General features: G+C 32.5%; 21 protein-coding genes. 13 read left to right on the forward strand and 8 right to left on the reverse strand.

Going from position 1 to position 26,529, the window contains the following annotated elements; genetic code table 11:
• Window positions 1-90: 90 nt before the first annotated feature.
• From KQS_RS13495 to KQS_RS13505, 3 genes are all read right to left on the reverse strand, one after another.
• Window positions 91-654: a 5-formyltetrahydrofolate cyclo-ligase gene (locus KQS_RS13495; RefSeq protein ID WP_014389730.1), complete on the reverse strand. Its 564-nt coding sequence runs from the start codon at window positions 652-654 to the stop codon at window positions 91-93.
• Entirely contained in the window at window positions 647-1,885 is a 1,239-nt protein-coding gene (locus tag KQS_RS13500; RefSeq protein ID WP_014389731.1) for a pyridoxal phosphate-dependent decarboxylase family protein, read from the reverse strand. The genes KQS_RS13495 and KQS_RS13500 overlap by 8 nt, the downstream gene beginning before the upstream one ends.
• 98 nt (window positions 1,886-1,983) lie before the next feature.
• On the reverse strand, window positions 1,984-2,940 hold the full coding sequence (locus KQS_RS13505) for a succinylglutamate desuccinylase/aspartoacylase family protein (RefSeq protein ID WP_014389732.1): 957 nt from the start codon (window positions 2,938-2,940) through the stop codon (window positions 1,984-1,986).
• A gap of 95 nt (window positions 2,941-3,035) precedes the next feature.
• Between KQS_RS13505 and uvrC the strand changes: the two genes are divergently transcribed.
• The 13 genes from uvrC (at window position 3,036) to KQS_RS13570 (ending at window position 22,853) form a co-directional block, all read left to right on the forward strand.
• Entirely contained in the window at window positions 3,036-4,826 is a 1,791-nt protein-coding gene (gene uvrC, locus KQS_RS13510) for an excinuclease ABC subunit UvrC (protein ID WP_014389733.1), read from the forward strand.
• 69 nt (window positions 4,827-4,895) lie between these two features.
• Window positions 4,896-7,079: a patatin-like phospholipase family protein gene (locus KQS_RS13515; RefSeq protein ID WP_014389734.1), complete on the forward strand. Its 2,184-nt coding sequence runs from the start codon at window positions 4,896-4,898 to the stop codon at window positions 7,077-7,079.
• A gap of 71 nt (window positions 7,080-7,150) precedes the next feature.
• Complete coding sequence (locus KQS_RS13520; protein ID WP_014389735.1) at window positions 7,151-8,611, forward strand: APC family permease; 1,461 nt, start codon at window positions 7,151-7,153, stop codon at window positions 8,609-8,611.
• Between the two features lie 233 nt (window positions 8,612-8,844).
• Window positions 8,845-10,002, forward strand: a complete 1,158-nt coding sequence (locus tag KQS_RS13525; protein ID WP_014389736.1) for a homogentisate 1,2-dioxygenase — start codon at window positions 8,845-8,847, stop codon at window positions 10,000-10,002.
• 72 nt (window positions 10,003-10,074) lie between these two features.
• A complete protein-coding gene (gene hppD / locus KQS_RS13530; RefSeq protein ID WP_014389737.1) occupies window positions 10,075-11,238 on the forward strand; it encodes a 4-hydroxyphenylpyruvate dioxygenase in 1,164 nt (387 codons plus the stop codon).
• Between the two features lie 440 nt (window positions 11,239-11,678).
• Window positions 11,679-12,452, forward strand: a complete 774-nt coding sequence (locus KQS_RS13535; protein WP_014389738.1) for a DUF3108 domain-containing protein — start codon at window positions 11,679-11,681, stop codon at window positions 12,450-12,452.
• A gap of 3 nt (window positions 12,453-12,455) precedes the next feature.
• Window positions 12,456-13,379 carry a tryptophan 2,3-dioxygenase family protein gene (locus tag KQS_RS13540; protein ID WP_014389739.1) on the forward strand — a complete coding sequence of 308 codons (924 nt, stop codon included), beginning with the start codon at window positions 12,456-12,458 and terminating at the stop codon, window positions 13,377-13,379.
• A gap of 22 nt (window positions 13,380-13,401) precedes the next feature.
• On the forward strand, window positions 13,402-14,637 hold the full coding sequence (locus KQS_RS13545) for a M23 family metallopeptidase (RefSeq protein WP_041252131.1): 1,236 nt from the start codon (window positions 13,402-13,404) through the stop codon (window positions 14,635-14,637).
• Between the two features lies 1 nt (window position 14,638).
• The gene (pgi, locus tag KQS_RS13550; protein ID WP_014389741.1) at window positions 14,639-16,276 is read left to right on the forward strand and encodes a glucose-6-phosphate isomerase; all 1,638 of its coding nucleotides are present in this window, start codon (window positions 14,639-14,641) and stop codon (window positions 16,274-16,276) included.
• Between the two features lie 112 nt (window positions 16,277-16,388).
• Entirely contained in the window at window positions 16,389-19,112 is a 2,724-nt protein-coding gene (locus KQS_RS13555) for a TonB-dependent receptor (RefSeq protein WP_041252132.1), read from the forward strand.
• 94 nt (window positions 19,113-19,206) lie between these two features.
• Window positions 19,207-20,652: a nucleoside recognition domain-containing protein gene (locus tag KQS_RS13560; RefSeq protein WP_014389743.1), complete on the forward strand. Its 1,446-nt coding sequence runs from the start codon at window positions 19,207-19,209 to the stop codon at window positions 20,650-20,652.
• The gene (locus KQS_RS13565) at window positions 20,653-21,162 is read left to right on the forward strand and encodes a hypothetical protein (RefSeq protein WP_014389744.1); all 510 of its coding nucleotides are present in this window, start codon (window positions 20,653-20,655) and stop codon (window positions 21,160-21,162) included. It begins immediately after the preceding gene.
• Between the two features lie 83 nt (window positions 21,163-21,245).
• Window positions 21,246-22,853: a fumarate hydratase gene (locus KQS_RS13570; RefSeq protein ID WP_014389745.1), complete on the forward strand. Its 1,608-nt coding sequence runs from the start codon at window positions 21,246-21,248 to the stop codon at window positions 22,851-22,853.
• A gap of 54 nt (window positions 22,854-22,907) precedes the next feature.
• On the opposite strand, the gene KQS_RS13575 is transcribed toward KQS_RS13570, so the two are convergent.
• From KQS_RS13575 to KQS_RS13595, 5 genes are all read right to left on the reverse strand, one after another.
• Window positions 22,908-23,345 (reverse strand): hypothetical protein, encoded by a 438-nt coding sequence (locus KQS_RS13575; protein ID WP_014389746.1) that lies wholly within the window; start codon window positions 23,343-23,345, stop codon window positions 22,908-22,910.
• A gap of 156 nt (window positions 23,346-23,501) precedes the next feature.
• Window positions 23,502-24,665, reverse strand: coding sequence for a class I SAM-dependent rRNA methyltransferase (locus tag KQS_RS13580; RefSeq protein ID WP_014389747.1), 1,164 nt, complete (start codon window positions 24,663-24,665; stop codon window positions 23,502-23,504).
• A gap of 76 nt (window positions 24,666-24,741) precedes the next feature.
• On the reverse strand, window positions 24,742-25,401 hold the full coding sequence (locus tag KQS_RS13585; RefSeq protein WP_014389748.1) for a CoA transferase subunit B: 660 nt from the start codon (window positions 25,399-25,401) through the stop codon (window positions 24,742-24,744).
• 38 nt (window positions 25,402-25,439) lie between these two features.
• Window positions 25,440-25,793, reverse strand: coding sequence for a four helix bundle protein (locus KQS_RS13590; RefSeq protein WP_014389749.1), 354 nt, complete (start codon window positions 25,791-25,793; stop codon window positions 25,440-25,442).
• 31 nt (window positions 25,794-25,824) lie between these two features.
• Window positions 25,825-26,523 carry a CoA transferase subunit A gene (locus KQS_RS13595; RefSeq protein ID WP_014389750.1) on the reverse strand — a complete coding sequence of 233 codons (699 nt, stop codon included), beginning with the start codon at window positions 26,521-26,523 and terminating at the stop codon, window positions 25,825-25,827.
• Window positions 26,524-26,529 lie beyond the last annotated feature (6 nt).

A 26,529-nucleotide genomic window follows, 5' to 3' on the forward strand; every position in this document is an offset into this window, starting at 1 on the left:
AAAACAAACTTACATAATTTAATCCAAATTTCCGACCTATGTTCGCATTTTCGATTGGTTATTTCCTAAATTTTGTCCCTTTTATTCCTTTTAAAACTGATATATTTTGTTGGGTGTTATACAAAAATCTAACGCCACATCCGAATCAATTACGGCATCAATAGCTTCTATTGCTTCAAAAAAAGACAAGCCTATTTTTAAGGTTTCTGGTTTACAATTAGACAAAAACAAATCATAAAATCCTTTTCCATACCCTACTCTATTTCCCATTTTATCAAATGCTAATAGTGGAACAAAAACCACCTCAATTTTTGAAACAGGAACTTCCAATCCGTCTATAGGTTCTGGAATATTGTATTCATTCTTTTTTATCTTGGTGTTAGCTGTTAACAAAAAATGAGTCATCTCTCTAGTTTCAAAATCAGATTTAGACACCACTATTTCTTTATCTCTTCCTGCTAAAACTTGCAATAGATATTCAGTATTGACTTCTTTTTGTTCCACTATGGGCAAAAAAAGATGAAAATACGTTTTATCCCATATATCAAGCGAAATAATTTGATTGGCAATTTGTAAACTCAATTCTTCAACCTCATCTTCACTTAACTGTTGTCTTAATTCCTTATACTGTTTTCTAATTGTTTTTTTATCCATTTCTAGACGCTTTTAAATCGTCTATAAAATTAGTCAAATGTTCAACTTCAACGTGATCCATTAGCACAATTTTGTACCATTTATTATTTTCATTGTGTTCTTGAGGCACTAAAGTATATTTATGTGCCAATTCATCTGGAATAAATGAAGCTTTTATTGTTACTATATTCATGTAAGGACAACTGTAATATTCTATACCTAATGCATCCAACTCTTTTCTTAAAAATTGAGTTCGCATCATCAAAATACTTATTTTTTCATACCATGCATAAGGACCATAGGTGAACAAAATCATCCAAACCGCCACCGCATTTGCACCCGAACGACTACCACATAAGGTAACATCCATCCCTTCTACATAAGCAGCCTCTTGTGTCAATACGTTTTCAATTAACCCTTTTCTACAAATAAAAACTCCCGTACCATAAGGCGCTTGAAGCATTTTATGAGCATCAATAGTTATGGAGCTTATTTTGGGATTATCAAATGTAATGGTAGATTCTTGGTTGCTGAATGGGTAAACAAATCCACCATAAGCACCATCAATATGCAGTTTAAAATTTAATTCGTGTTTTTCTAATACCGAAATATAATCTTCTGGATTATCAACCGAACCAAACATGGTAGTTCCCATATTAGAAACAGCAATAAAATAGCGAACACCTCTGTTTTTTGCCTCTACTACTACTTGTTCTAATTGAACTTTATCAATGGCTCTAGTATTGAAATCTACAGCAATTCTAATCCATTCTATTTGCAATAAGTTTGATGCTTTTGCAATGGAATAGTGCGTGTCTTCTGTAGCTAAAATGGCAATTTCATTTAATTGGGCTTGATGCTTATTAAAAAAGTAATTTCTAAAAACCCAAATAGCCTGAATGTTGGCTTCTGTTCCCCCTGGTGCAATATAGCCATCATATTCATTGGGTTGGGATTTAAAAACATCAACTGCAAGCACATTTAAAACTTCTCGTTCTATTTCTTGCGTTCCTCCAAAAGCACCTTCAGAAGTTCCTAATGTATGGCATCCAATATTGTTGGGATTGGCCACATATGTTCTTATTGTTGGGGCGTCTCTTAAAAAAGGAGCTTCTTCATAAAATACTTTACTATCTAATCGTGAAGCAGGATATCCTAAAGAAGCATCGGTTGCAAAATTTACATTTTGTTGTAAGGCTTCATCTATACGTTGTTGTCGTTGTGCTGGGGTTAATTTTTTCCAATACTGCATACCTAATAAATTTCGACAAATCTATTAGTCAGAAAAATAAAAAAACATGATAATTGTTAGGTTTAACTAATTGTTACAATTTTTATTTATTTGTTAATTTATTCTAATTCTTTGGAAATATGGAAAATAGCATCTCCTTGATATACAATAGGGGCATCGTTAACATTAATTAGATAACCGTCATGCGGCGCTTTAACCTTGTGTTCTATTTTACCAAAGGGATCAGAAATCGTTGCCAGTAACTCTCCTTTCTTAACAAATGTTCCAATTGCTTTTAGTCCATGAAACATTCCTGAAAAATTGGCGCGAATCCAATCTGATTTTGTTATATAAATAGTTGCATGCGCCTCCATAGATTGGTGTTTGGTTGCCAACATTTTTAAATGCTTTAAAAAACGTTTAGAGCCTTCAATTGCTTCATCCGTCACTTTTTGATTCATGTCTAAGGATTTTCCACCCTCAAACAACAACATTTTGGTACCCATATGATCACATGAGGTTCTAAATGAACCAGAAATATGATTGGAATACAAGGTAAACGGTGCGCCAAATACATCTGATAATTTTTTCAATTCTTGATTATTAGGTACAATTCTAATTTGTGGTGCATTAAATCGTTGGGCTCCACCTGCATGAAAATCAATAGCATAATCCACATGAGGAATAATTTCTTGAAGAATATAATGAGCAAATCGACTGGCTAAAGAACCTGTTTTACTTCCTGGAAAAACACGATTTAAATCACGCCCGTCTGGAAACTCTCTTGTTTGATTCACAAAACCAAAAATATTAATAATGGGCATACAAATAATGGTTCCGCGTTTCGGTTTATTTATTTTTTGTACAATGAGCTGTCTTACGATTTCGGTGCCATTAATTTCGTCACCATGCAAACCTGCACTAAACAAAACAGTTGGTCCGTCTAATTTACTTCTTTCTACAATAATTGGGATTTGTAAATCGGTCATCGTATGCAATTTGGCAATTTGCATGTGAATGGTTTTACTTTCACCCGGCAGAATAGTTTCATTAAAAATCGTAATTTCTTTATGCATTTTAAAAAGGTGTTTTTTGCGAATGTAATGATTTTTTAAAAACCATAACTTTTTGTTACTTTTGTTATGAAAATTCTATTATACTAAAGACACAAATGCCTACTCCTTTAGAACTTCAAATTCAAACCTTACCCGATAGCCCTGGTGTATATCAATATTTTGATAAAGAGGGGAAAATTTTATACGTAGGCAAAGCCAAAAATTTAAAAAAAAGAGTGCAGTCTTATTTTTCTAAAAACCATGATAATTACAAAACATCGGTTTTAGTAAAAAAAATAGTTAGTATCAAACACATTGTTGTTCCAACCGAAACAGATGCCTTATTATTAGAAAACAATTTAATTAAAAAACTCCAACCAAGATATAATGTATTATTAAAAGACGACAAAACCTACCCTTGGATTTGTATAAAAAGAGAACCTTTTTCTAGAGTATTCCCTACCCGAAAAATGGTAAAAGACGGTTCTGAATATTTCGGTCCTTACACCAGTTTTAAAACGGTGAATACCTTATTAGAATTAATCAAAGAATTATATCCATTAAGAACTTGCAACTATGATTTATCTCATGGAAATATTGTCTCTGGAAAATACAAAGTGTGTTTAGAATACCACATTGGTAATTGTAAAGGTCCGTGTGAAGGCTACGAAACCTTAGAAAATTACCAAAACCAAATCCAGGCCATTCGAGAAATTTTAAAAGGAAATTTCAAAGAAAGTTTAAAAGATTTTAAAAAATTAATGACCGATTTGGCTATTGATATGCGCTTTGAAGAGGCACAAAAAATAAAAGAAAAAATTGAGGTGCTAGAAAATTATCAAGCCAAATCAACCATTTTAAATCCAAAAATAACGAACGTCGATGTTTTTTCAATTGTGTCAGATGAAAGTATGGCTTTTGTTAATTTTTTACAGATTTCACATGGTGCTATTATTCGTTCGCACACTTTAGAATTAAAAAAGAAATTAGATGAAACGGATGAAGAGTTATTAGAATTAGCAATCATCGAAATTCGGGAACGTTTTCATTTAACTTCTAAAGAAATCATAGTGCCTTTCGAAATTGATTTAGGCGAAAACATAAAAATTACCGTTCCAAAATTAGGAGATAAAAAAGAAATTCTGAATTTATCGGAACGCAATGCAAAACATTATCGATTGGACCAATTAAAACAGATCAAAATTGTGGATCCGGACCGACATACCAATCGCATAATGGCTCAAATGATGAAAGACTTGCGTTTATCTGTAGAGCCCAGACATATTGAGTGTTTTGATAATTCGAATATTCAAGGAACCAATCCGGTTTCTGCATGCGTTGTATTTAAAGATGGTAAACCAAGTAAAAAAGACTACCGCCATTTTAATATCAAAACCGTGGAAGGTCCAAACGATTTTGCATCCATGGAGGAAGTCGTATACCGAAGATATAAGCGTTTGTTAGACGAAAACGAACCGTTGCCACAATTAATTATTATTGATGGTGGAAAAGGTCAATTGTCCTCGGCTTTAAAAAGTTTAGAGGAATTAGGATTAAGAGGAAAAATTGCCATTATTGGCATCGCTAAACGATTAGAAGAATTGTTTTATCCTGATGATCCTATTCCGTTGTACCTAGATAAAAAATCAGAAACGTTAAAAACAATCCAACACCTTCGTAATGAAGCCCACCGTTTTGGAATTACACATCATAGAGATAAAAGAAGTAAATCGGCCTTACAAACGAGTATGGAAACCATTCCAGGGATAGGAGAAAAAACCATGGTGACGTTAATAAAACACTTCAAAAGTGTAAAAAGAATAAAAGAAGCGGATGAAAATGAAATTGCGAAAGTAATTGGGCTTTCAAAAGCGAAAAAAATTTCCGACTTTTACAAAAAAGAATAACGTATGTTTAAGAGCCTAATGAAAAGTAAAAAGAACCCTGTGAATTGCCTTAAAAGTAAATTTACTTGTATGTTACTTTTTACTTTTGTCTTTTTACTTGGCTCTTACACTTCATCTGCTCAAGATACAATTAGAAAGCCAAAAATTGGATTAGTGCTTTCTGGCGGAGGCGCAAAAGGATTGGCTCATATTGGCGTACTAAAAGTTATCGATTCATTGGGAATAAAAATAGATTACATTGGAGGTACTAGTATGGGAGCCATTGTAGGAGGATTGTATGCTTCGGGTTACAATGCCAAACAACTAGATTCAATTTTTACAACTTTAGATGCCGATGCGCTAATCCAAGACTATGTGCCACGAAGTTCTAAATCTTTTTTTGAAAAAAGAAATGATGAATTATACGCCCTTACACTTCCTTTTAAAAAATTAAAACTTGAAACACCTAATGCCCTTTCAAAAGGAATGTATAATTATAATTTACTTTCCAAACTAACCTTTCATGTAAGGCATTTACGTGATTTTAATCGATTACCCATTCCTTTTTTCTGCATGGCAACCGATATTGAAACAGGTGAAGAAGTGATTTTAAACAAAGGTATTTTAGCTCAAGCTATGGTGGCAAGTGGTTCTATCCCTTCTCTTTTCAATCCTATAGAGATCAACGGCAGAATGTTGGTAGATGGCGGAGTAAAAAACAATTATCCGGTTGAAAATCTCAAAGCAATGGGAGCTGAATATATTATTGGAGTTGATGTTCAAGATGGTTTAAAAACTAAAGATGAATTAAAAGGTGTTTCAACAATACTTTTACAAATATCCAATTTTGGTACACTTGAAAAAATGCCTGAGAAGATTAAACAAACGGATATTTACATTAAACCCGATATTACTGGCTATTCTGTTTTATCATTTGACGATGGAAAAACAATTATAAAAAATGGCGAAAATGCAGCAAAAAAAGAGCTATTTAAGTTAATTAATTTAAAAAAAGAAATTTATTATAAACCTTTTTTAAAAACGCAATCCGATACAATTGTAATATCAAACATCAATTTTAATGTTACAAAAAATTACACTCGATCTTATTTACTAGGTAAGTTAAAAATCAAACCAAAATCTAAAGTTAGTTATAAAACCTTAGTTGATGGTATTCAAAATCTTAATTCCACTCAAAATTTTAGTTCAATTAAATATACATTTGAAAACAACAGTTTAAATATTGATTTAAAGGAAAATAATGTCAATACTTTTTTAAAATTCGGAATTCGATATGATGATTTTCTCAAAAGTGCGGCATTAATTAATATAACGCAGAAAAAAATAATATCAAAAAATGACATATTATCTTTAGATGTTATTTTAGGAGATAATTTTAGGTATGATTTGAATTACCTAATTGACAATGGTTTTAATTGGAGTTTTGGTTTAAACTCAAGTTTTGTGACTTTTAACCGAAATGTTTCTACCGAATTTAACATCAATTTATTTAACAATATAAATCTAAACAGCATAAATCTTGATTATAGTTCAATAAATAATCAAGCATTTATTCAAACACTTTTTTCTAAAAAATTTACCGTTAGTGGAGGTGTTGAATGGCAAAGACTTAAAATAAAAACAGACAATTTTTCAAATGATGTTGGAACTATAGAAAACAGTAATTATTTATCTTTCTTCGGAAATGTTTCACATGATAATTTTAATAAAAAATTCTTCCCTACTAAAGGTTGGTATGTAAAGAGTAATTTTAAAACATATGTTTATTCTACTGATTATACCAATACATTTGAACGTTTTTCTATAGCGAAAGCAGATGCAGGAATTGTTATTAGCCCTATAAAAAAAATAAGCGTGTTATTACAAACAGAAGGAGGGTTTAAAGTTGGAAGAAGTGCAACTCCTTTTTTTGATTTTATACTTGGAGGAAATACAGTTAGGGAAATCAACAACTTCAGACCTTTTTATGGTTATGACTATCTATCACTTTTAGGAAATAGTTATGTGAAAGCATGCAGCACTATTGATTTTGAGTTTTATAAAAAAAATCATTTGAATTTTTCATATAACGCAGCAAACGTTGGAAATTTCATCTTTGATTCTACTAAAGATTGGATTAATAAACCGAGCTATACTGGTTTTGCTATTGGTTACGGATTAGATTCAATCCTCGGACCCGTTGAGTTAAAATACAGTTGGTCACCTGAATCAAGAAATAGTAATTTTTGGGTGAATGTTGGGTTTATTTTTTAACAAAAAACAAAAAATAAAGAATTAAATTAAAAAATCTTATATTTGAGACCTTAAAACTATTAACTATTACTATGTCAATTTGGAGAGTAAAACCTGTTTCAGCTTTTGAAGCAGACATGAAAAAAAGTCAATTAAAGAGGGTTCTAGGAAAATGGAGCCTTACAGCTATTGGTGTAGGAGCAATTATTGGTGGAGGAATTTTCGTTCTAACCGGAACTGGAGCTTACTATCACGCAGGTCCTGCCTTAGCTATTTCGTTTATAATTGCAGGAATTGCTTGTGTCTTTGCTGCATTATGTTATTCAGAATTTGCATCAATTTTACCTGTTGAGGGCTCCGCTTATGCCTATGCATACGGAACTATTGGAGAAATTTTTGCTTGGATTATTGGTTGGGGATTAATCCTCGAATATGCCATGGGATCAATGACAGTGGCCGTTTCTTGGTCGGGTTATTTTAACAAACTCTTAAAACTCTTTGGTGTTAAGCTTCCCGATTGGTTAACTACAGACCCTGCTAGTTATACTGGAGAAGGGTTCTCAATGAATTTACCTGCATTTTTAATTGTATTGTTCGTAATATCTATCCTTATTAAAGGAACAAGTAGTGCTGCAAAAGCCAACAACTTTATTGTAATCTTAAAAGTTTCTGCAGTTTTATTTGTAATTATCGCAGGTGCATTTTTTATTAATGCAGAAAACTGGGATCCATTTATTCCTGCAGCAACACAAATTGTGGAAAAAGAAACTACCCACAATGCTTATGGAATAGCTGGAATTATTTCTGGAGCAGCGGCAATTTTCTTTGCCTATGTAGGTTTTGATGCTGTATCTACTCAAGCTGGAGAAGCTGTAAATCCTAAAAAAGATGTTCCGTTTGCTATTATTGCTTCTTTACTAATTTGTACTGTATTATATATCTTAGTTTCATTAGTATTAACAGGAATGATGAACTACCAAGATTTCAATCCACTTGGAAAATATCCAGAAGCTATTAAAGCACCTGTTGCTTATGCTTTTGATATAGCAGGTCAAGGTTGGGCTGGTTTTATCATCACTATTGCTGCGACTGTAGGTTTAATTTCTGTTTTAATGGTAATGATTATGGGGCAATCTAGAATTTTCTTAGGAATGTCTAAAGACGGATTAATTCCTTCAGTATTTTCAAGAATTAACCCAACTTCAGGTACACCTCAAACTAACTTAATGATTTTAGGTGGATTTATTGCTGTAGTTGCTGCCTTTACTCCAATTAGTAAATTAGCAGACATGACAAGTTTTGGTACTTTATTTGCCTTCACAATGGTATGTATTGCTGTTTGGATTTTGCGTGTAAAACAACCAAACTTAACCAGAACATTTAAAGTTCCAGCATTACCAATTATCGCTATTTCAGGTATCTTAATCAATACTTATTTAATGATTAACCTTAGCGTTGAAGCGCAAATGTTGTCATTAGGTTGGTTAGCCATCGGAATAGTAGTATACTTCTTGTATGGAAAACGAAATTCTAAATTAGAAAATCAAGAATAAAAATTTAAGCCACTTTTTTAGTGGCTTTTTTATTTTTTTACGATATTTGTTGTAGTAAATCAATTTATGCAACCACTTTTTAAAGATTTATTAGCTCACTTAAAATTCCTCATCAAGAGAAATCCTGAATGAATGGATGGATGTGCCGAATAATCAATTCGTCACTTTGTCAATTTATTTAAGTGGCACTTTCATTGGCAACTTGACATATTATTAATTTACACATTAAAGTTATGCCTATTTATCACAAATTAGGAAAAATACCTCATAAACGTCACATTCAATTTAGAAAAGAAAATGGCGATTTATATTATGAGCAGTTATTTGGTACCATTGGTTTTGACGGAATGTCAACAAACATGTATCATGAACACAGACCAACACAAGTTAAAGAAATTAAAAACCAATATAGTGTTGCTCCTAAAATAGCGAAAGCTAACAACATTCAATCGTATCGTTTAAGAGGCTTCCAAGTACAACCTCAGGATGATTTTTTAGAAAGTAGAAAAATTGTTCTAACAAATTCGGACTGTCATATTGTATTGGCAGCTCCAAAAAAATCAACCACTGATTATTTTTATAAAAACACCGACTCTGATGAAGTAATTTTTATCCACAGAGGAACAGGGAAATTAAGAACCATGTTAGGTAATCTGGATTTCAAATACGGAGATTATCTAGTAATTCCTCGTGGAATGATTTATAAAATAGATTTTGACACAGAAGATAATCGATTATTTATCGTTGAATCTAGAAGACCCGTTTATACTCCAAAACAATATAGAAATTGGTTTGGCCAATTATTAGAACATTCTCCATTCTGTGAAAGAGATATTCGCAGACCTGAAGAATTAGAAACCTATGATGAAAAAGGAGAATTCTTAATTAAAATTAAGAAAAAAGATGAAATTTTTGATTTAGTTTATGCTACACATCCATTTGATGTTGTAGGCTACGACGGATTCAATTATCCTTATGCTTTTTCAATACATGATTTTGAACCAATAACAGGAAGAATTCATTTACCTCCTCCTATTCATCAAACATTTGAAACTGATGCTTTCGTAATCTGTTCATTTGTTCCAAGATTATACGACTATCACCCACAATCCATTCCTGCTCCTTACAATCATAGTAATATAGATGCCGATGAAGTGTTGTACTATGTAGATGGCGACTTTATGAGTAGAAACGACATTGAAGCCGGTCATATTTCATTGCATCCTGCTGGAATTCCACACGGACCGCACCCAGGAGCTGTTGAAAGAAGTATTGGTAAAACAGAAACACAAGAATTAGCCGTAATGGTTGATACGTTTAAACCTTTAATGGTCACAGAAGAAGCAATGAAAATTGCAGATGAAAAGTATTACCAATCTTGGCTAGATTAATTAGCCCCAAAACAAACATTGTTGAACTTCAATTGGCAACTTGCCACATTGATATTTAAAAATTTAAACATTATGAGTAACGAAATAAAATCAGTAGAATACGGATTAGAAAAAATATTTGAAGGAGCACAAGACTTCTTACCATTATTAGGAACAGATTATGTAGAATTTTATGTAGGTAATGCAAAACAAGCAGCCCATTTTTACAAAACTGCATTTGGATTTCAATCATTAGCCTATGCTGGACTAGAAACGGGTGTAAAAGACAAAGCATCTTATGTATTAAAACAAGATAAAATTCGTTTAGTTTTAACAACAGCTTTAAATAGCAATTCACCAATTGGAGAACATGTAAAAAAACATGGTGATGGTGTTAAAGTAATAGCCCTATGGGTAGAAGATGCACGTAAGTCATACGAAGAAACAACTAGCCGTGGAGCAAAATCATATTTTGAGCCTGTTGTAGAAAAAGACGAAAATGGAGAAGTTGTTCGCGCAGGTATTTATGGTGCTTATGGAGAAACCGTTTTTGTATTTGTTGAACGTAAAAACTACAATGGTATCTTTTTACCTGGATATAGTGAATGGAAATCGGACTACAACCCAGAAGCTGTTGGTTTAAAATATATTGACCACATGGTAGGTAACACGGGATGGAACAGAATGAATGAAGCCGTTAAATGGTTTGAAGATGTGATGGGATTTGTTAATTTCCTTTCTTTTGACGACAAACAAATTACTACAGAGTATTCTGCATTAATGTCAAAAGTAATGTCTAATGGAAACGGAAGAATTAAATTCCCAATCAATGAACCTGCTAATGGTAAAAAACGTTCTCAAATTGAAGAATATTTAGATTTCTATGAAGATGAAGGGGTACAACATATTGCAGTTGCTACAGACGACATCATTAAAACCGTAACAGAAATGCATGCAAGAGGAGTGGAATTTTTAAGTACACCTCCACAAGCCTATTATGATGCTATTCCAGAAAGACTTAAAGACCATATGTCGAAATTCAAAGAAGATATTAATGAGTTGCAAAAACTTGGTATCATGATCGACGCCGATGAAGAAGGTTACTTATTACAAATATTCACTAAACCTGTTGAAGATAGACCAACATTATTCTTTGAAATCATCCAAAGAATGGGGGCTAAAGGTTTTGGAGCTGGTAACTTTAAAGCTTTGTTTGAATCTATAGAAAGAGAACAAGCACTTCGAGGAACTTTATAAAAATTCACAATTCACAAAAAACGCTTCAACTTGAAGCGTTTTTTTATTGAATTATCACTAACAAGAATATTTTTTGCTTTTCATTCAAAAAAAATCATTTTTTTTATCAAAAAAGTTACAAATTAAACAATTTTGTTTTGAGAAAAATATTGAAAAAGATCTGAATTTTTTAATATTGTTAAATTTTAAGGTGTTTTTTTGTATTTTTTTCTGTTAAAAGTGTTAAAGTTGATTTTTTATTGAATAATATTTAAAAACCCAACTAATTTTGCATTCGCAATCTGAGAGGTAGTAGACTCAAATTGTGTATAAGTTTTTCATAATTTATAGTTTTTTGGTTGGTTAATAGCATAAAAACTCAGTCATTTCTTTTGACTGGGTTTTTTTGTTTTTGTACTTTTGGAACAATAATTGTAATCTCCTTTGAAAAACAATTAATCATGAAAAGAATACTTCTACTTTTTACCGTTTTTATTTTGTCTAACTCGTTTGATTACAAACAAATAGACGCTTACACTATTGGAGAATACATTAAACTTCGCATACACTACGGATTAGTAAATGCCGGACATGCAACACTTGAAGTTAAAGACGCAACTTTAAATGGAAAAAAAATGCATCATGTAGTTGGTAAAGGAGTTACAACAGGTATGACAAAATTTTTCTTTAAAGTTGACGACAACTATGAAAGCTATTTTGATAAAGAAACCAACAAACCGTATGTTTTTATAAGAAGAATAAACGAAGGGGGGTATACAAAAAACCAACAAGGTTATTTTAATCAAGCCACTAATACTGTTTTAGTTAAAGATTATAAACATAAAACAGAAAAAACATTTAGTGTGCCTGAAGAGGTGCAAGATATTGTTTCTTCTTTTTACTATTTAAGAAATCATCCAAAAGTTGATGAACTAAAAGTGGGTGAATCTATTTCAATCGATATGTTTTTTGATGATGAAACCATTAAATTTAAACTAAAATATCTTGGTAAAGAAAATATAAACAGTAAATTTGGAGATATTAACTGTAAAAAATTTAGACCTTACGTACAAGCAGGTAGAGTTTTCAAAGAAGAAGAAAGCTTAACCGTTTGGATATCTGACGACTACAATAAAATTCCAATTAGAATTAAAGCCAGTTTAGCCGTAGGTTCTCTTAAAGCAGATATAGAAGATTATAGAGGGTTAAAACATCCTATAAAATTTAAAAAATAACACATGCTACAAACCGAATTATACGAAAAAATACAACTTTTAGAAGAGAAATTTAATAAAATTAATCAAAAAACAGAAACCCATCTGGAAGGATTGTTGTGGTCTAAACCCATCACCTACTGGGATTATATTCAAACTGATGCTTTATTAAATTTACAAATTCAAAGAACTACTTTACCCGATGAAATGGTGTTTATTATGTATCACCAAGTCAATGAGTTATTGTTCAAAATGATTCTTTGGGAAATCAATCAGTTGTGTCATACGGAAAAACCAGAAACTCCTTATTTCACAGAAAAAATAATGCGTATTTCACGATATTTCGACATGCTCACTACTTCTTTTGATATTATGAAAGATGGTATGCAAGTAGAACAATACATGAAATTTAGAAATACACTAACACCAGCAAGTGGATTTCAAAGTGCACAGTATCGTTTAATTGAATTTGCTTCTACTGATTTAATCAATTTAATCGACGCTCGTTTTAGAGCTACAATTGACAGAAATACACCTTTCGAACATGCTTTTGAACATCTCTATTGGCAAGCAGCAGGCAAAGATTATCATACGGGAGAAAAAAGTTATTTAATTCTTGAGTTTGAAAGAAAATATAAAGGTGAATTTCTTCGTTTTATGGAAGAATACAACACCATTAATATTTGGCAAAAATTTAAGCAATTACCTGAAAACGATCAAAAAAATCCAGAATTAATAGCGGCTATGCGTCATTATGACAAAACGGTAAATATAACTTGGGTTATGGCACATTACAATGCTGCTGTTAAATACATTGAAAGCGGACAAGGAAATGGTGAAGCAACAGGTGGTAGTGATTGGAAAAAATACATGTTACCAAAATACCAAAGACGCATTTTCTTCCCTGAATTATGGACAGATGAAGAATTAAAAAATTGGGGTGAGTAATTTAAGGACGGAGGATTAAGATTTGAAATATTTTATTTATCTTTTTTTAGCTATCTTGACTTTTTCATGTAATCAAGAGAAGTCTAAAACACGAACCAAAAAAACTATAAAAAAGGAACCTATAATCAAAGATTATGGGTTTACTTTTAATGACTACAATGTTGTTAGGGACACCTTACAATCAGGTGACACATTTAGCACTATTTTGGAGGCGTTTACACTGCCCGATAGTTTAAAATCTCATGATGTAACCGAAAAGATAAAAGACTCATTTAATATAAAAAACATTCGAGCAGGAAAAGAATTTATTACCTTTTCAGATAAAAAAAACAAAAAAGAATTAAAAGCACTCGTTTATATTCAAGACAAAACGAATTATCTAGTAGTAGACTTAAGAGATTCAATAGTTGTACAAATGAAGGCAAAACCTACGGTAATTAAACGTAGAACGGTAGCCGCTGAATTGAATGGCTCTTTGTCTGAAACACTAGACAAACTTGGTGTAAGTACAGCATTAGCACCGCAAATGGCGCAAATTTATGCCTATTCTATTGACTTCTTTAAAATTCAAAAAGGAGACAAATTTGCTATCACTTTACAAGAAAAATATTTTGAAAATGGAGATTATTTAGGTGTGGAAAAAATTGAAGCTTGTTATTTTGAATATAAAGGCAAAAAAATATATGCTTTCCCGTATAAATTAAGTGAAAATCAAAAATATTTCGAATACTATGATGAAGACGGAAAAGGTCTAAAAAACATGTTTTTAAAAGCTCCTTTGGATTATTTCCGATTAACGTCTCGTTTTTCAAGAGCACGTTTTCATCCTGTACAATTGCGCTGGAAAGCACACAACGGAACCGATTATGCCGCACCACATGGTACTCCAATCAAAACTACTGCCTCGGGTGTTGTAGAACGAACAGGATATACCGCAGGTAATGGTAATTTTGTTAAAGTTAAACACAACGGCATGTACAGCACACAATATTTACACATGTCAAAAATATTGGTTCGTACAGGGCAACGTGTTTCACAAGGTCAAACCATTGGACGAGTTGGAAGTACTGGTTTAGCTACGGGGCCACACGTTTGTTATCGTTTTTGGAAAAATGGTGTTCAAGTAGACCCACTTCGATTAAAACTTCCAAATACGGAACCGATGTCTAAAAAACAGAAAGGCAGCTATTTAGAATACATCAAACCACTTAAAAAAGAATTAGACGATATATCAGCTAAAACTTTTAAAGAAGAATAAAATGGCATTACAAACAATCAATCCAACTGAGACAGAAGCTTGGGTAAAACTTCGTGAACATTTTGAAAATATTCAATATCAGTCTACCAAAGAATTATTTCAAACGGATTCAAATAGAGCCGAAAAATTCACCATTGAATGGCAAGACTTTTTTGTTGATTTTTCAAAAAACAATTGGACCGAAGAAACTATTGCGTTGCTAATTAATTTAGCCAATGAAGTTGATTTAAAAGGGGCAATTACAAAATATTTTTCGGGAGAAAAAATAAACGTAACTGAAAATCGAGCGGTTTTACACACGGCTTTACGTGCAAAAAACACTACTGTTGTTGTAGATGGAGAAACTATTGCACCCTTGATTGAAAGCACTAAACAAAAAATTAAAAATTTTACTAACCAAATTATTTCAGGTGAAAGAAAAGGGTTCACTGGTAAAACTTTTACCGATGTGGTTAATATTGGAATTGGAGGTTCCGACTTAGGTCCGGCTATGGTTGTTGAAGCCTTACAATTTTATTCAAATCATTTAAACATTCACTTCATCTCCAATATTGATGGCGATCATGTACAAGAAGTGTTAAAAAAAGTAAATCCAGAAACCACTTTATTTATTGTAGCTTCTAAAACATTTACTACTCAAGAAACCCTAACCAACGCCGAAACCGTTCGTAAATGGTTCTTACAATCGGCAAATGAAAAAGACATTGCCAAACACTTTGCTGCTGTTTCCACTAATATTTCAAAAGTAACTGAATTTGGAATTGCAGAAGAAAACATCTTCCCTATGTGGGATTGGGTTGGCGGACGCTTTTCCCTTTGGAGCGCTGTTGGATTAAGTATCGCTTTAAGTGTAGGCTACGATCATTTTGAACAACTTTTACATGGAGCTAATGAAATGGACGAACATTTCAAAAATACACCATTTGAAAAAAATATTCCAGTTGTATTAGCTTTATTAAGCATTTGGCACAACAACTTCTTTGGTGCTGAAACCGAAGCTTTAATTCCGTACACACAATATTTACAAAAACTCGCGCCTTACTTACAACAAGGCATCATGGAAAGTAATGGCAAATCCGTTGGTAGAAATGGATTTCCAGTAAATTACCAAACCGGAACCATTGTTTGGGGTGAACCCGGAACCAACGCGCAACATGCTTTTTTCCAATTGATTCATCAAGGCACTAAATTAATCCCAACCGATTTTATTGGTTTCATTAAACCTCTTTATGGTGAACAAGACCATCATAATAAACTGATGGCCAATTTCTTTGCGCAAACAGAAGCGTTGTTAATGGGAAAAACCAAAGAGCAAGTTATCGCTGAATTTGCTGCACAAGGAAAATTGGAGCATGAGGTTAGCGATTTAATTCCGTTTAAAGTATTTGAAGGAAATAAACCTACGAATACGTTATTAATTGACCAATTAACGCCCGCTTCATTAGGAAAACTGATTGCATTGTACGAACATAAAATATTTGTTCAAGGTGTCATTTGGAATATTTTCAGTTACGACCAATGGGGTGTTGAATTAGGTAAACAATTAGCTAATTCTATTTTGGAAGAGATAAAATTAAACAAAGTAAATTTTCACGACAGTTCTACTATGAATCTTTTAAAAAAATTTCTAAAAAATTAATATTCTAATAAAAATGATTTTAAGTAAAAAATAGACTGGTTTTGTTAATATTCTCTTAACATTTTTCTTTTTTTTTGAATTAATTTTGCAGCAAATAAATTAACAACATAACATGAAAAAATTAAATTATTTGCTACTTGCGTCATTTTTGATGTTAAGTTCATTTATGTATGGACAATCAACAATAACAGGAAAAGTTGTTGACGATGCCAATAATACTTTAGCTAACGCTACGGTAAAATTAAAAGGAAGTAACAATTCTGTTACAACTACAGAAGATGGAAGTTTTACAATTACTTCTAAAGAAAAAGAAGGTTCTGTTCTAATTTCTTTTATTGGTTTTGAAACAAAAGAGGTTTCATTCAAAGGTTCACAAAATGTAGGAACCGTTTTTTTAACTTCTACTTCAAATGCTATTGAAGAAGTAGTGGTAGTAGGAAAAGGAGTTGTCGACTTGGTAAAAGACCGAAAAACTCCTGTAGCTGTTTCAACTATTAAAGCGGCAGAAATTCAAGCAAAAATAGGATCAACAGATATTACACAAGCACTAGTAAATACTCCTTCTGTATATGTAGCGGGTCAAGCAGGTGGATTTGGTGATTCTAGAATTACCGTTCGTGGATTTCAACAAGACAACACAGCATTCTTATTAAATGGTCAACCAATTAATGGAATGGAAGACGGAAAAATGTATTGGTCTAACTGGTCAGGTATGGCTGATATTGCTAATGCTATTCAAATTCAAAGAGGTTTAGGTTCATCAAAATTAGCAATTTCTTCTGTTGGAGGAACTGTTAACTTTGTAACTAAAGCAACAGCAAAAAAAGAAGGTGGACAAGTGATGGCAACATTAGCAAATGATGACTATTTAAAAACAACTGCCATTTATAATACCGGTAAAAACGCTAAAGGTTGGGGAGCAAGTTTCATGTTCTCACAATGGAGTGGTGATGGATATGTTGAAGGAACTAAAGGAGAAGGTCAAACGTATTTTATTTCAGTAGGTTTCGAACCAAATGAAAAACATAATTTCAACTTTTTAGTTACAGGCGCACCACAATACCATGACCAAAACTTTACTAAACCAATTTCAGATTATTTAGGTTTTGGAAGAAAGTATAATAATAATTATGGTTATTTAAATGGTGAATATCTTTCGGAAAGAAGAAATTTTTACCACAAACCCGTTGCAAACTTTAACTGGGATTGGAAAATTAATGAAAAAATGAATCTTTCTACTGTTTTATATGCCTCTTGGGGAAGAGGTGGTGGAACAGGTAATTATGGACGTGGTAAAAAGAGCTTTACTGGATTTAATCCATATACCAATCAAAACCAGTCGACTTACATTAATTTTGACCAAATTTTTGCAAACAACTCAAATGATAATAACGGTATTGGAAGTAATGAAACTTCTGATCCAAACCGAAATAACAATTATTTAATTAGAGCTTCAATGAATAACCACGCTTGGTACGGAATGGTTTCTAACTTGAATACTAAATTAAATGAAAATTTAAGTTTAAATGTTGGTTTAGATTTAAGAACATACCACGGAGACCATTACAGACAAGTGTCTAATTTCTTAGGATTAAATGGGTGGTATGAAACAAGACCATTAAGGGATAATAACCATGTAATACCGAACCCTAACACTTTACCTATTGGCACAAATACTGTAACTCAATATATGCCTTCAGAGCCTTGGAAAGCATTTTTCAATACTATTGACGACAACCAAAAAATTGATTATGATTATAGCGAAACAATTTCTTATGGTGGTTTATTTGGACAATTAGAATATCAAAAAGAAAATGTTACTGCATTCTTCCAAGGAGCTATTTCAAATCAATCGCATCAAAGATTTGATTATTATGACTACCAAGAAGCTTATCAAGATTCTGAAAAAGTTAATAATATAGGATTCAATGTTAAAGGAGGCGGAAGTTATAATTTTGCAGAGAAACATACCGTTTATGGTAATGCAGGTTTTTACTCTCGTCAACCTTACCACGACAACATCTATTTAAACTTTACAAATGCAATAAACCCATTAACTTCAAATGAAGATATTTTAGGATTAGAAGCTGGTTATACATTTAAATCTAAAATTTTTACAACTAGTTTAAATTTATATAGAACTACTTGGGAAAATCGTGTAATTACAACTTCAGCTCCGGTAACAAGTAATACAACAATTGGTGGTGTAAATATTGCAGCTGGAGACATTGTTTATACCTCGAATTTAGGGGCTAAACAAGAACACATGGGTGTTGAATTAGATTTCATTTTCAAACCAATTGATCAATTAGAAATTAAAGGATTTGGTTCTTATGGTGACTGGAAATACAAAGGAAATGTTGTTACAAGACGATATGCAGAAGATTTAACATTCTTAGATGAAAACTTAAAAGATGTTGATGGAAGTAAAGTAGGTGATGCCGCTCAAACTACTTGGGGATTAGGAGCAAAATATGAAATCATTAAAAACTTTTCTATCGATATGGACTGGAGAAACTATGATAGATTATACGCAAATACAGTAACGAAAAACAACATTGAATTACCTAATTATGATTTAGTGGATGCTGGAATTTCATATAAAATGTTAGTTGGAAAAGATAAGAAAAACTCCGTAAACTTTAGAGTTAATATGAACAATATATTTGATGAAGTTTATCTTTCTGAAATTTCTGCAACAACTAGTACTGGTAACGTAGATGGATTATTCCCTACTAATGGAACCGATAAAGAATACAAAGGAATAAACGTTAAAAACAACGCTTACTTTGGCTGGGGAAGAACTTGGAACGTATCTATCTCTTACAAATTCTAATTTAATTACAAGTTATAACTATTTTAAAGTCCCTCTATATGAGGGGCTTTTTTTATTTATATAAGAATGTTACATTTACAAAAAATATATTCGTATGGTTTTAAGCAGATTTTGGTTGGTCATTTTTATTTCTTCTATCCTATTTATCATGGTAGGTTTATTCACTTCACAATATTATTCCATTGATTATGTGTTAAATGGAAAAAAAGACGAACCCATTTTAATCGCTGAAAAATTCATAAATGAATTCCCAAAACCATTACAAGATTCAATCTTAAAAGCGGATGAAAAAACCTTTAAAGTAAATATCGATACGTTAAATGCGGATACTACTTATGTTTTTAAAAACAAAACCGTAAAAATATACAGTGGAGTACAAAAATCAGACGGATTATTACCTACTTGTAAAGCGAGTTTATTCGACATCATTTTACCCTTAATGGCGTATTTAGCTTTCTTTTGTGGTTTAATGGAATTGCTTATCATTTCAGGTGCTTCCGAGAAATTAGCCAAAAAATTAAGTCCGTTTTTTGCACAAATATTTCCATCCATTCCTAAAAACCATGAATCGGTTTCTTACATGACGTTAAATTTTGCTGCTAACTTTTTAGGATTAGATTCGGCTGCAACTCCTTTCGGCTTAAAAGCCATGGAAAGTTTACAAACCTTAAACCCAGATAAAGACCGTGCTAGTGATGCTCAAATCATGTTTATGTGTTTGCATGCCGCAGGTTTAACCTTAATTCCCACTTCTATCATTGGGTATAGAGCCGCCGCTAATGCTGCCAATCCAGCCGATGTAATGTTACCTTGCATCATCACTTCGTTTATTGGAACCATAGCCGCTTTATTATTGGTTGGAATTCGTCAACGCATTAACTTCAAAAGTGCCACGTTGTTAGTCGGACTAATGTCGGTTATTGCTGCAATTGTCGGACTTTTGTTTTACATTAACGGATTGAACCTTATAGAGAAAAACTTCTTTACCTCTAACCTATCAGCTATTTTATTAATTGCTATTATTGGATTAACATTAACCTATGCTTTCATCAAAGAGAAAAAATTTGTGGAACAAAAAACCACTATTTTCGATGCATTTGTTTCGGGGGCAAAAAACGGTTTAACAACCGGTGTTACTATCTTTCCTTATGTGTTAGGCATGTTAGCGGCTATTTCATTCTTTAGAAACAGCGGTTTGTTTGAAATGATGAGTGAAGGCATTTCGGTTATTTTCCTAAATTTTAATGTAAGTAAAGAAATCACCGATTCGTTACCAGTAGCTATGTTGCGTCCTTTTAGTTCGAGTGGTTCGAGAGGATTTATGATTGACGCCATGAATAACTTTGGTCCCGATTCCTTAACAGGTCGTTTGAGTTCCATTTTCCAATGCAGTGCCGAAACCACGTTTTATGTGATTGCCGTCTATTTTGGAAGTATAAACGTGAAAAACACCAGATATACCTTAGCCACCATGTTACTTGTGGACTTAATTTGTGTGATTACGGCAATTGCTGTGGCGAGTTGGTTTTTTGTGAGATAAATGAAATCAAATTATAATTATAAATTTTACGGCGATTTTAATTCAGTTATTAAGGACAAATATTACTATGGCATCCTTTTAGTGTTTTTAGTATTGTTTGCTATTTCATTTTCTATAAACAAATATTTAGCAATCCCTACTTTTATAATTTTAATTGGAACAATTGTCTATGTAGTAAATAAATTTAATTCAGAAAACAATTTAATACTTTTTACAGATAAGAATATAATTCGCATCAAAAATGAAACTGAAATTGAATTTAATTATAACGATGTAATTAAAGTTGAATATCATTTTCCCTTTAAACATCAATCTTACGTTAATCTAATACTTTCAAATCAGAAGTTAAAATTCACCTTAGAATCTAAAATTAAAAGTGATTATAAATACTCTAGTTTAAACGAACTTTTATTAGACAAAAATAAAACAATAGAAATACTTGAATTTGTTCCATTCGAAAAACACAAATATTTTTTACATCATGGAGAAATTAGAAAAGTTCAAATTTAGCAATTGACTATATCTAATAACCAAATTTCCTTTTTCTATCCCATCAATATTTGTTAACTTTACATTTCAAAACACACAAAACAATGGATTTTATATACCAAGACCCGTATCCTATTTTAAAAGACGATACGTCATACAAAAAATTAACTTCTGATTACGTTAAAGTAGAACAATTAGGAGATAGAGAAATCTTAACCGTAGATCCAAAAGGTTTAGAATTACTTGCCGAAGAAGCCATGAAAGACGTTTCTTTTATGTTACGTGCTTCGCATCTTGAAAAATTAAGAAAAATTATTGACGATCCAGAAGCTACAGACAACGACCGATTTGTAGCGTATAACCTATTACAAAATGCAGTTGTGGCCGTTGAAGGCGAATTACCTTCTTGTCAAGATACTGGAACAGCTATTGTAATGGCTAAAAAAGGAGAGAATGTGTATACTGGTGTGGACGATGGTGAATGGTTGTCTAAAGGTATTTTCAATACCTATCAAAATAGAAATTTACGTTATTCGCAAATTGTTCCTATTTCGATGTTTGAAGAGAAAAACTCGGGTTCAAACTTGCCTGCACAAATTGATATTTATGCTAAAAAAGGAAGTTCGTATGAGTTTTTATTTTTAGCTAAAGGGGGTGGTTCAGCAAATAAAACCTTCTTATACCAGAAAACAAAATCGTTATTAAACGAAAAATCATTAGATGCTTTTATCCGTGAACGCATCATGGATTTAGGAACTGCGGCTTGTCCGCCATACCACTTAGCAATCGTAATTGGTGGTACTTCGGCAGAAGCCAATTTAGCGGCTGTTAAAAAAGCTTCGGCAGGGTATTACGACAATTTACCTACTTCGGGTAACATGGCAGGTCAAGCTTTTCGTGACTTAGAGTGGGAAAAACGCGTACAAGAAATTTGTCAAGAAAGTTCCATTGGTGCCCAATTTGGAGGAAAATATCTAACACATGACGTTCGTGTTATTCGATTACCACGACATGCCGCTTCGTGTCCGGTTGGAATGGGTGTTTCGTGTTCGGCAGATCGAAACATCAAAGGAAAAATTACAAAAGACGGTATTTTCTTAGAGCAATTAGAAACTAATCCGAAACAGTTTTTACCTGAAACTGCTCCACATTTAGAACCAGCCATTGAAATTGACTTAAACCGTCCAATGAAAGAAGTATTGGCTGAATTATCAAACTATCCTATCAAAACCCGTTTAAAATTAAATGGTACATTGATTGTAGCTCGTGATATTGCGCACGCTAAAATTAAAGAATTGTTAGACGCCGGACAACCGATGCCTGAATATTTCAAAAATCACCCGGTGTATTATGCCGGACCAGCAAAAACGCCAGACGGAATGCCTTCTGGAAGTTTTGGACCAACTACAGCTGGACGTATGGACGTTTATGTAGACGAATTCCAAGCCGCAGGTGGAAGTATGATTATGTTAGCCAAAGGAAACCGTAGTGCTGATGTAATGAATGCTTGTAACAAATACGGCGGATTCTATTTAGGTTCTATTGGTGGACCTGCGGCTATTTTAGCAAAAGAAAACATCTTAAGTGTTGAAGTGGTAGATTTCCCTGAATTAGGAATGGAAGCCGTTCGCAAAATTGAAGTAAAAGATTTCCCTGCTTTCATTATTACAGATGATAAAGGAAATGATTTCTTTTCGGCATTAAGTCATTAAGAATTTATAAATAAAATATAAAAAACCTGTAAGTGGAACTACTTACGGGTTTTTTTATTTAAAATAAGATTCTAATAAATGGATTGATTTTTTAACTTTATTATCAAATGTTAATTTTAAAATGAGAAAAAATATAAGTAGAAAGGGAAAAAATAGTAAAACTTTAAAATCTTCGAATTTACTATAAATAAAAATTACAAATACCAATTCCATTACTATTAAAAGTAAAAACAATCGCTTTAAAAAAGTACTAATTGTAAATTCTAAATCAATTGTTGAACCATGAATTTTAACTTTAATTTCAGGTCGAAATTGTTCTCTTGGACCAAAATCAAATGTAGGTTTAATACAAAAATCTCCGTTTAAATTTATACTACCTTCAAAATTAAATTCAGAGTTATCTCGATGAAAACTTTCGACCTTACTTTGAAAGATGGCAATGATTTCTTCTTTTGACCGTGTGGTTTTTATAGAGTATAATTTTTTGAACATAGTATTAAGATTGAAACAAAAAGTCAAAAACTTCTTTGCAAAATAAGCAATTTATATTAGCCTATTTAAACTCGTTTCAGTTTCAAAATTAAGAGATTCTGAAACAAGTTCAGTATGACAAACTATGTGTAAAATACTGAACACCAAATACAAATTTTATTCTACATATAAAACCAATCCTTTTAAGTAATGTCCTTCGGGATGGTAAATATTCGTTGGGTGATCAGGACCCTGTTCTAATTTGTGTAACACTCGAATGGTTCTACCGGTTTCAATAGCAGCAGCAGCAACCGTATTATAAAACAACACATCGTCTATCACTTGTGAGCACGAAAAAGTAAATAAAATTCCTTTGGGTGCTAAAGCTTTAAATCCGGCAATGTTTAATCGTTTATACGCTTGTGTAGCTGTGTGTTTGCTTTTAATACTTTTTGCAAAAGCCGGGGGGTCTAATACAATCACATCATAAATTTGATGGTTTTCTTTCATGAAGTTGAACACATCGTCTGCTACAGCTTTGTGATTGGCATTTGGAAAGTTAAGTTCCATATTTTTTGCCGCTAAATCCACTGCTTTTTGAGAAATATCCACTGATGTAACTAATTCAGCTCCAGCACTCATTGCGTAAATTGAAAATCCGCCTGTATAACAAAACGTATTCAATACTTTTTTACCTTTTGAGAATTCACCTAATAACTTTCGGTTTTCACGCTGGTCTAAGAAGAAACCTGTTTTTTGTCCTTCCACCCAATTTACTGAAAACAAAATATTGTTCTCTTTTGCAATGGTCTCTTGGTTATTCCCAAATAAAAAATAATCGGTACCCATATTAGGCAAAGTTCCTGAACTCTTACAATAAATGGTATCACAATACTCAGGAAATGAATTTTGGATAGCTTTTGCAATTTCTTCAACCGCATAATAAATTCCAGAAGAATGGGCTTGTAACACCCAATTTTTATCATAATAATCGATGATTAATCCTGGTATTCCGTCACCTTCACCATGAATCACACGAAAAGCATTGGTTATTTCTATATTCAATAACTTTACACGCAATTCCCAAGCCGATAGTAATTTTTCGGTCCAAAAGTTCTCAGAAAAAGTTTCCTCACCAAAAGTTAGTAATCGAACAACAATACTTCCTTTATCACTGAAATAACCTGTTCCTAAATGTTGGTTTTGCGCGTCAACTACATCTACCATTTCCCCATCGTTTAATTCTTGGGTTACACCATAAACCGCACCACTGAAAATCCAAGGATGACGACGTTGAATTGATTTTTCTTTACCTTTTTTTAAAATTACTTTTGCTCTCATTTTATTTCGAAAAGACCTGACAGGTTTTAGAATCCTGTCAGGTCTATATATTAAAAATTATTAATTTGCTTGTTGGCTAATTAATACTCATTTCAGGTATATCACCTTCAATGATTAATTCGGCTTCTGTTGCTTTGATGATGTCTTCTACTGAAACACCTGGCGCACGTTCTAATAATTTAAAACCTTTAGGAGTTACTTCCAAAACAGCCAATTCAGTTACTACTTTTTTCACACAACCAACACCGGTTAACGGCAACGTACATTTTTTAAGAATTTTTGATTCTCCTGCTTTATTCACGTGCATCATGGCCACAATAATATTTTCTGCAGAAGCCACTAAATCCATGGCACCACCCATACCTTTTACCATTTTACCTGGGATTTTCCAGTTGGCAATATCACCGTTTTCTGAAACTTCCATAGCACCTAAAATGGTTAAATCAACTTTTTGTGCTCGAATCATTCCGAAACTAAACGCCGAGTCGAAAAAACTTGCGCCTGGTAAAGTTGTGATGGTTTGTTTACCTGCATTAATTATGTCCGCATCTTCTTCTCCTTCAAAAGGGAAAGGTCCCATGCCTAAAACTCCATTTTCTGATTGAAATTCAACCGATATATCTTCACGCACAAAATTGGCTACCAATGTTGGAATTCCAATTCCTAAATTCACATAGTATCCATCTTTTACTTCTTGTGCAATACGTTTTGCAATTTGATTTTTATCTAGTGCCATTTATTATTTGATGATTTGAAAATTTGATGATTTGAAAATTAACCTTTCTTAGAAGAGGAAATAATTTTAGAAATTATCAAATTTATTGATTGTAATTTTTTAAATAATTCTTCATTAGGATTTGGGTAGAATTCTGAATTTTGACATAATTCTAACCAAAAAAGTAATTCATCTGTTTCTTTTGCTGAAATTTTAAACTTATGAATAAAATCTGCTTTGCTTTCGGCATTTTGAGCCTCTCTAATATTTGCTCCAATTGAAGTTCCGCTTCTAAAAATTTGAGATGCCATTTCAAAACGATTTGTTTTTCTTATTTCTTCGGAAAAACTTATTATTTCTAATGCAAACTCAAAAGTTAATTTTACTATTAAATTATCTTTATCGTTTCTCATCTTCAAATTTTCAAATTAAGAAATCATTCCATTACTTTTGACGAACCGTTCGTTGCTCAATTCTTTTTTCAAACTTTTCACCTTGGAAAATACGATTTACCATAATTCCTGGGATGTGAATTTCATTTGGATTCAAGGTTCCTGCTGGCACTAATTCTTCTACCTCAGCGATGGTGATTTTTGCAGCTCCTGCCATAGGGGCATTAAAATTACGTGCGGTTCCTTTAAAAATTAAATTTCCTGCTTCGTCCCCTTTCCATGCTTTAACAATAGAAAAATCAGCTTTATAAGCATGTTCTAACACATGCATTTTTCCGTTAAATTCACGCACTTCTTTTCCTTCTGCTACTTCAGTTCCATAACCCGCAGGTGTAAAGAAAGCCGGAATTCCTGCTTGCGCCGCTCTACATTTTTCAGCTAAAGTTCCTTGAGGTGTTAGTTCCACTTCTAATTCTCCAGACAACATTTGACGTTCAAATTCGGCATTTTCACCTACATAAGAAGAAATCATTTTTTTGATTTGTTTCTTTTGCAATAATAAACCCAATCCAAAATCGTCTACTCCTGCATTATTGGAAATACACGTTAAGTCGGTTACATTTTTTCGTACTAATTCAGCAATACTATTTTCTGGAATTCCACACAATCCGAAACCACCTAACATAATTGTCATTCCGTCTTGAATTCCTTCTAAAGCTTCCTGAACGTTATTCACTTTTCTAGAAATCATAAATAT

This window comes from Flavobacterium indicum GPTSA100-9 = DSM 17447, from assembly GCF_000455605.1.
GTDB classification, from domain to species: domain Bacteria; phylum Bacteroidota; class Bacteroidia; order Flavobacteriales; family Flavobacteriaceae; genus Flavobacterium; species Flavobacterium indicum.

Coding starts and splice junctions, on each gene's coding strand:
- KQS_RS13575 (WP_014389746.1), bottom strand. CDS start 23,345: ATGTTCAAAAAATTATACTCTATAAAAACCACACGGTCAAAAGAAGAA.
- KQS_RS13565 (WP_014389744.1), top strand. CDS start 20,653: ATGAAATCAAATTATAATTATAAATTTTACGGCGATTTTAATTCAGTT.
- KQS_RS13595 (WP_014389750.1), bottom strand. CDS start 26,523: ATGATTTCTAGAAAAGTGAATAACGTTCAGGAAGCTTTAGAAGGAATT.
- KQS_RS13495 (WP_014389730.1), bottom strand. CDS start 654: ATGGATAAAAAAACAATTAGAAAACAGTATAAGGAATTAAGACAACAG.
- KQS_RS13570 (WP_014389745.1), top strand. CDS start 21,246: ATGGATTTTATATACCAAGACCCGTATCCTATTTTAAAAGACGATACG.
- KQS_RS13540 (WP_014389739.1), top strand. CDS start 12,456: ATGCTACAAACCGAATTATACGAAAAAATACAACTTTTAGAAGAGAAA.
- KQS_RS13555 (WP_041252132.1), top strand. CDS start 16,389: ATGAAAAAATTAAATTATTTGCTACTTGCGTCATTTTTGATGTTAAGT.
- KQS_RS13560 (WP_014389743.1), top strand. CDS start 19,207: ATGGTTTTAAGCAGATTTTGGTTGGTCATTTTTATTTCTTCTATCCTA.
- KQS_RS13515 (WP_014389734.1), top strand. CDS start 4,896: ATGTTACTTTTTACTTTTGTCTTTTTACTTGGCTCTTACACTTCATCT.
- hppD (WP_014389737.1), top strand. CDS start 10,075: ATGAGTAACGAAATAAAATCAGTAGAATACGGATTAGAAAAAATATTT.
- KQS_RS13585 (WP_014389748.1), bottom strand. CDS start 25,401: ATGGCACTAGATAAAAATCAAATTGCAAAACGTATTGCACAAGAAGTA.
- KQS_RS13500 (WP_014389731.1), bottom strand. CDS start 1,885: ATGCAGTATTGGAAAAAATTAACCCCAGCACAACGACAACAACGTATA.
- uvrC (WP_014389733.1), top strand. CDS start 3,036: ATGCCTACTCCTTTAGAACTTCAAATTCAAACCTTACCCGATAGCCCT.
- KQS_RS13525 (WP_014389736.1), top strand. CDS start 8,845: ATGCCTATTTATCACAAATTAGGAAAAATACCTCATAAACGTCACATT.
- KQS_RS13535 (WP_014389738.1), top strand. CDS start 11,679: ATGAAAAGAATACTTCTACTTTTTACCGTTTTTATTTTGTCTAACTCG.
- KQS_RS13505 (WP_014389732.1), bottom strand. CDS start 2,940: ATGCATAAAGAAATTACGATTTTTAATGAAACTATTCTGCCGGGTGAA.
- KQS_RS13580 (WP_014389747.1), bottom strand. CDS start 24,665: ATGAGAGCAAAAGTAATTTTAAAAAAAGGTAAAGAAAAATCAATTCAA.
- KQS_RS13590 (WP_014389749.1), bottom strand. CDS start 25,793: ATGAGAAACGATAAAGATAATTTAATAGTAAAATTAACTTTTGAGTTT.
- pgi (WP_014389741.1), top strand. CDS start 14,639: ATGGCATTACAAACAATCAATCCAACTGAGACAGAAGCTTGGGTAAAA.
- KQS_RS13520 (WP_014389735.1), top strand. CDS start 7,151: ATGTCAATTTGGAGAGTAAAACCTGTTTCAGCTTTTGAAGCAGACATG.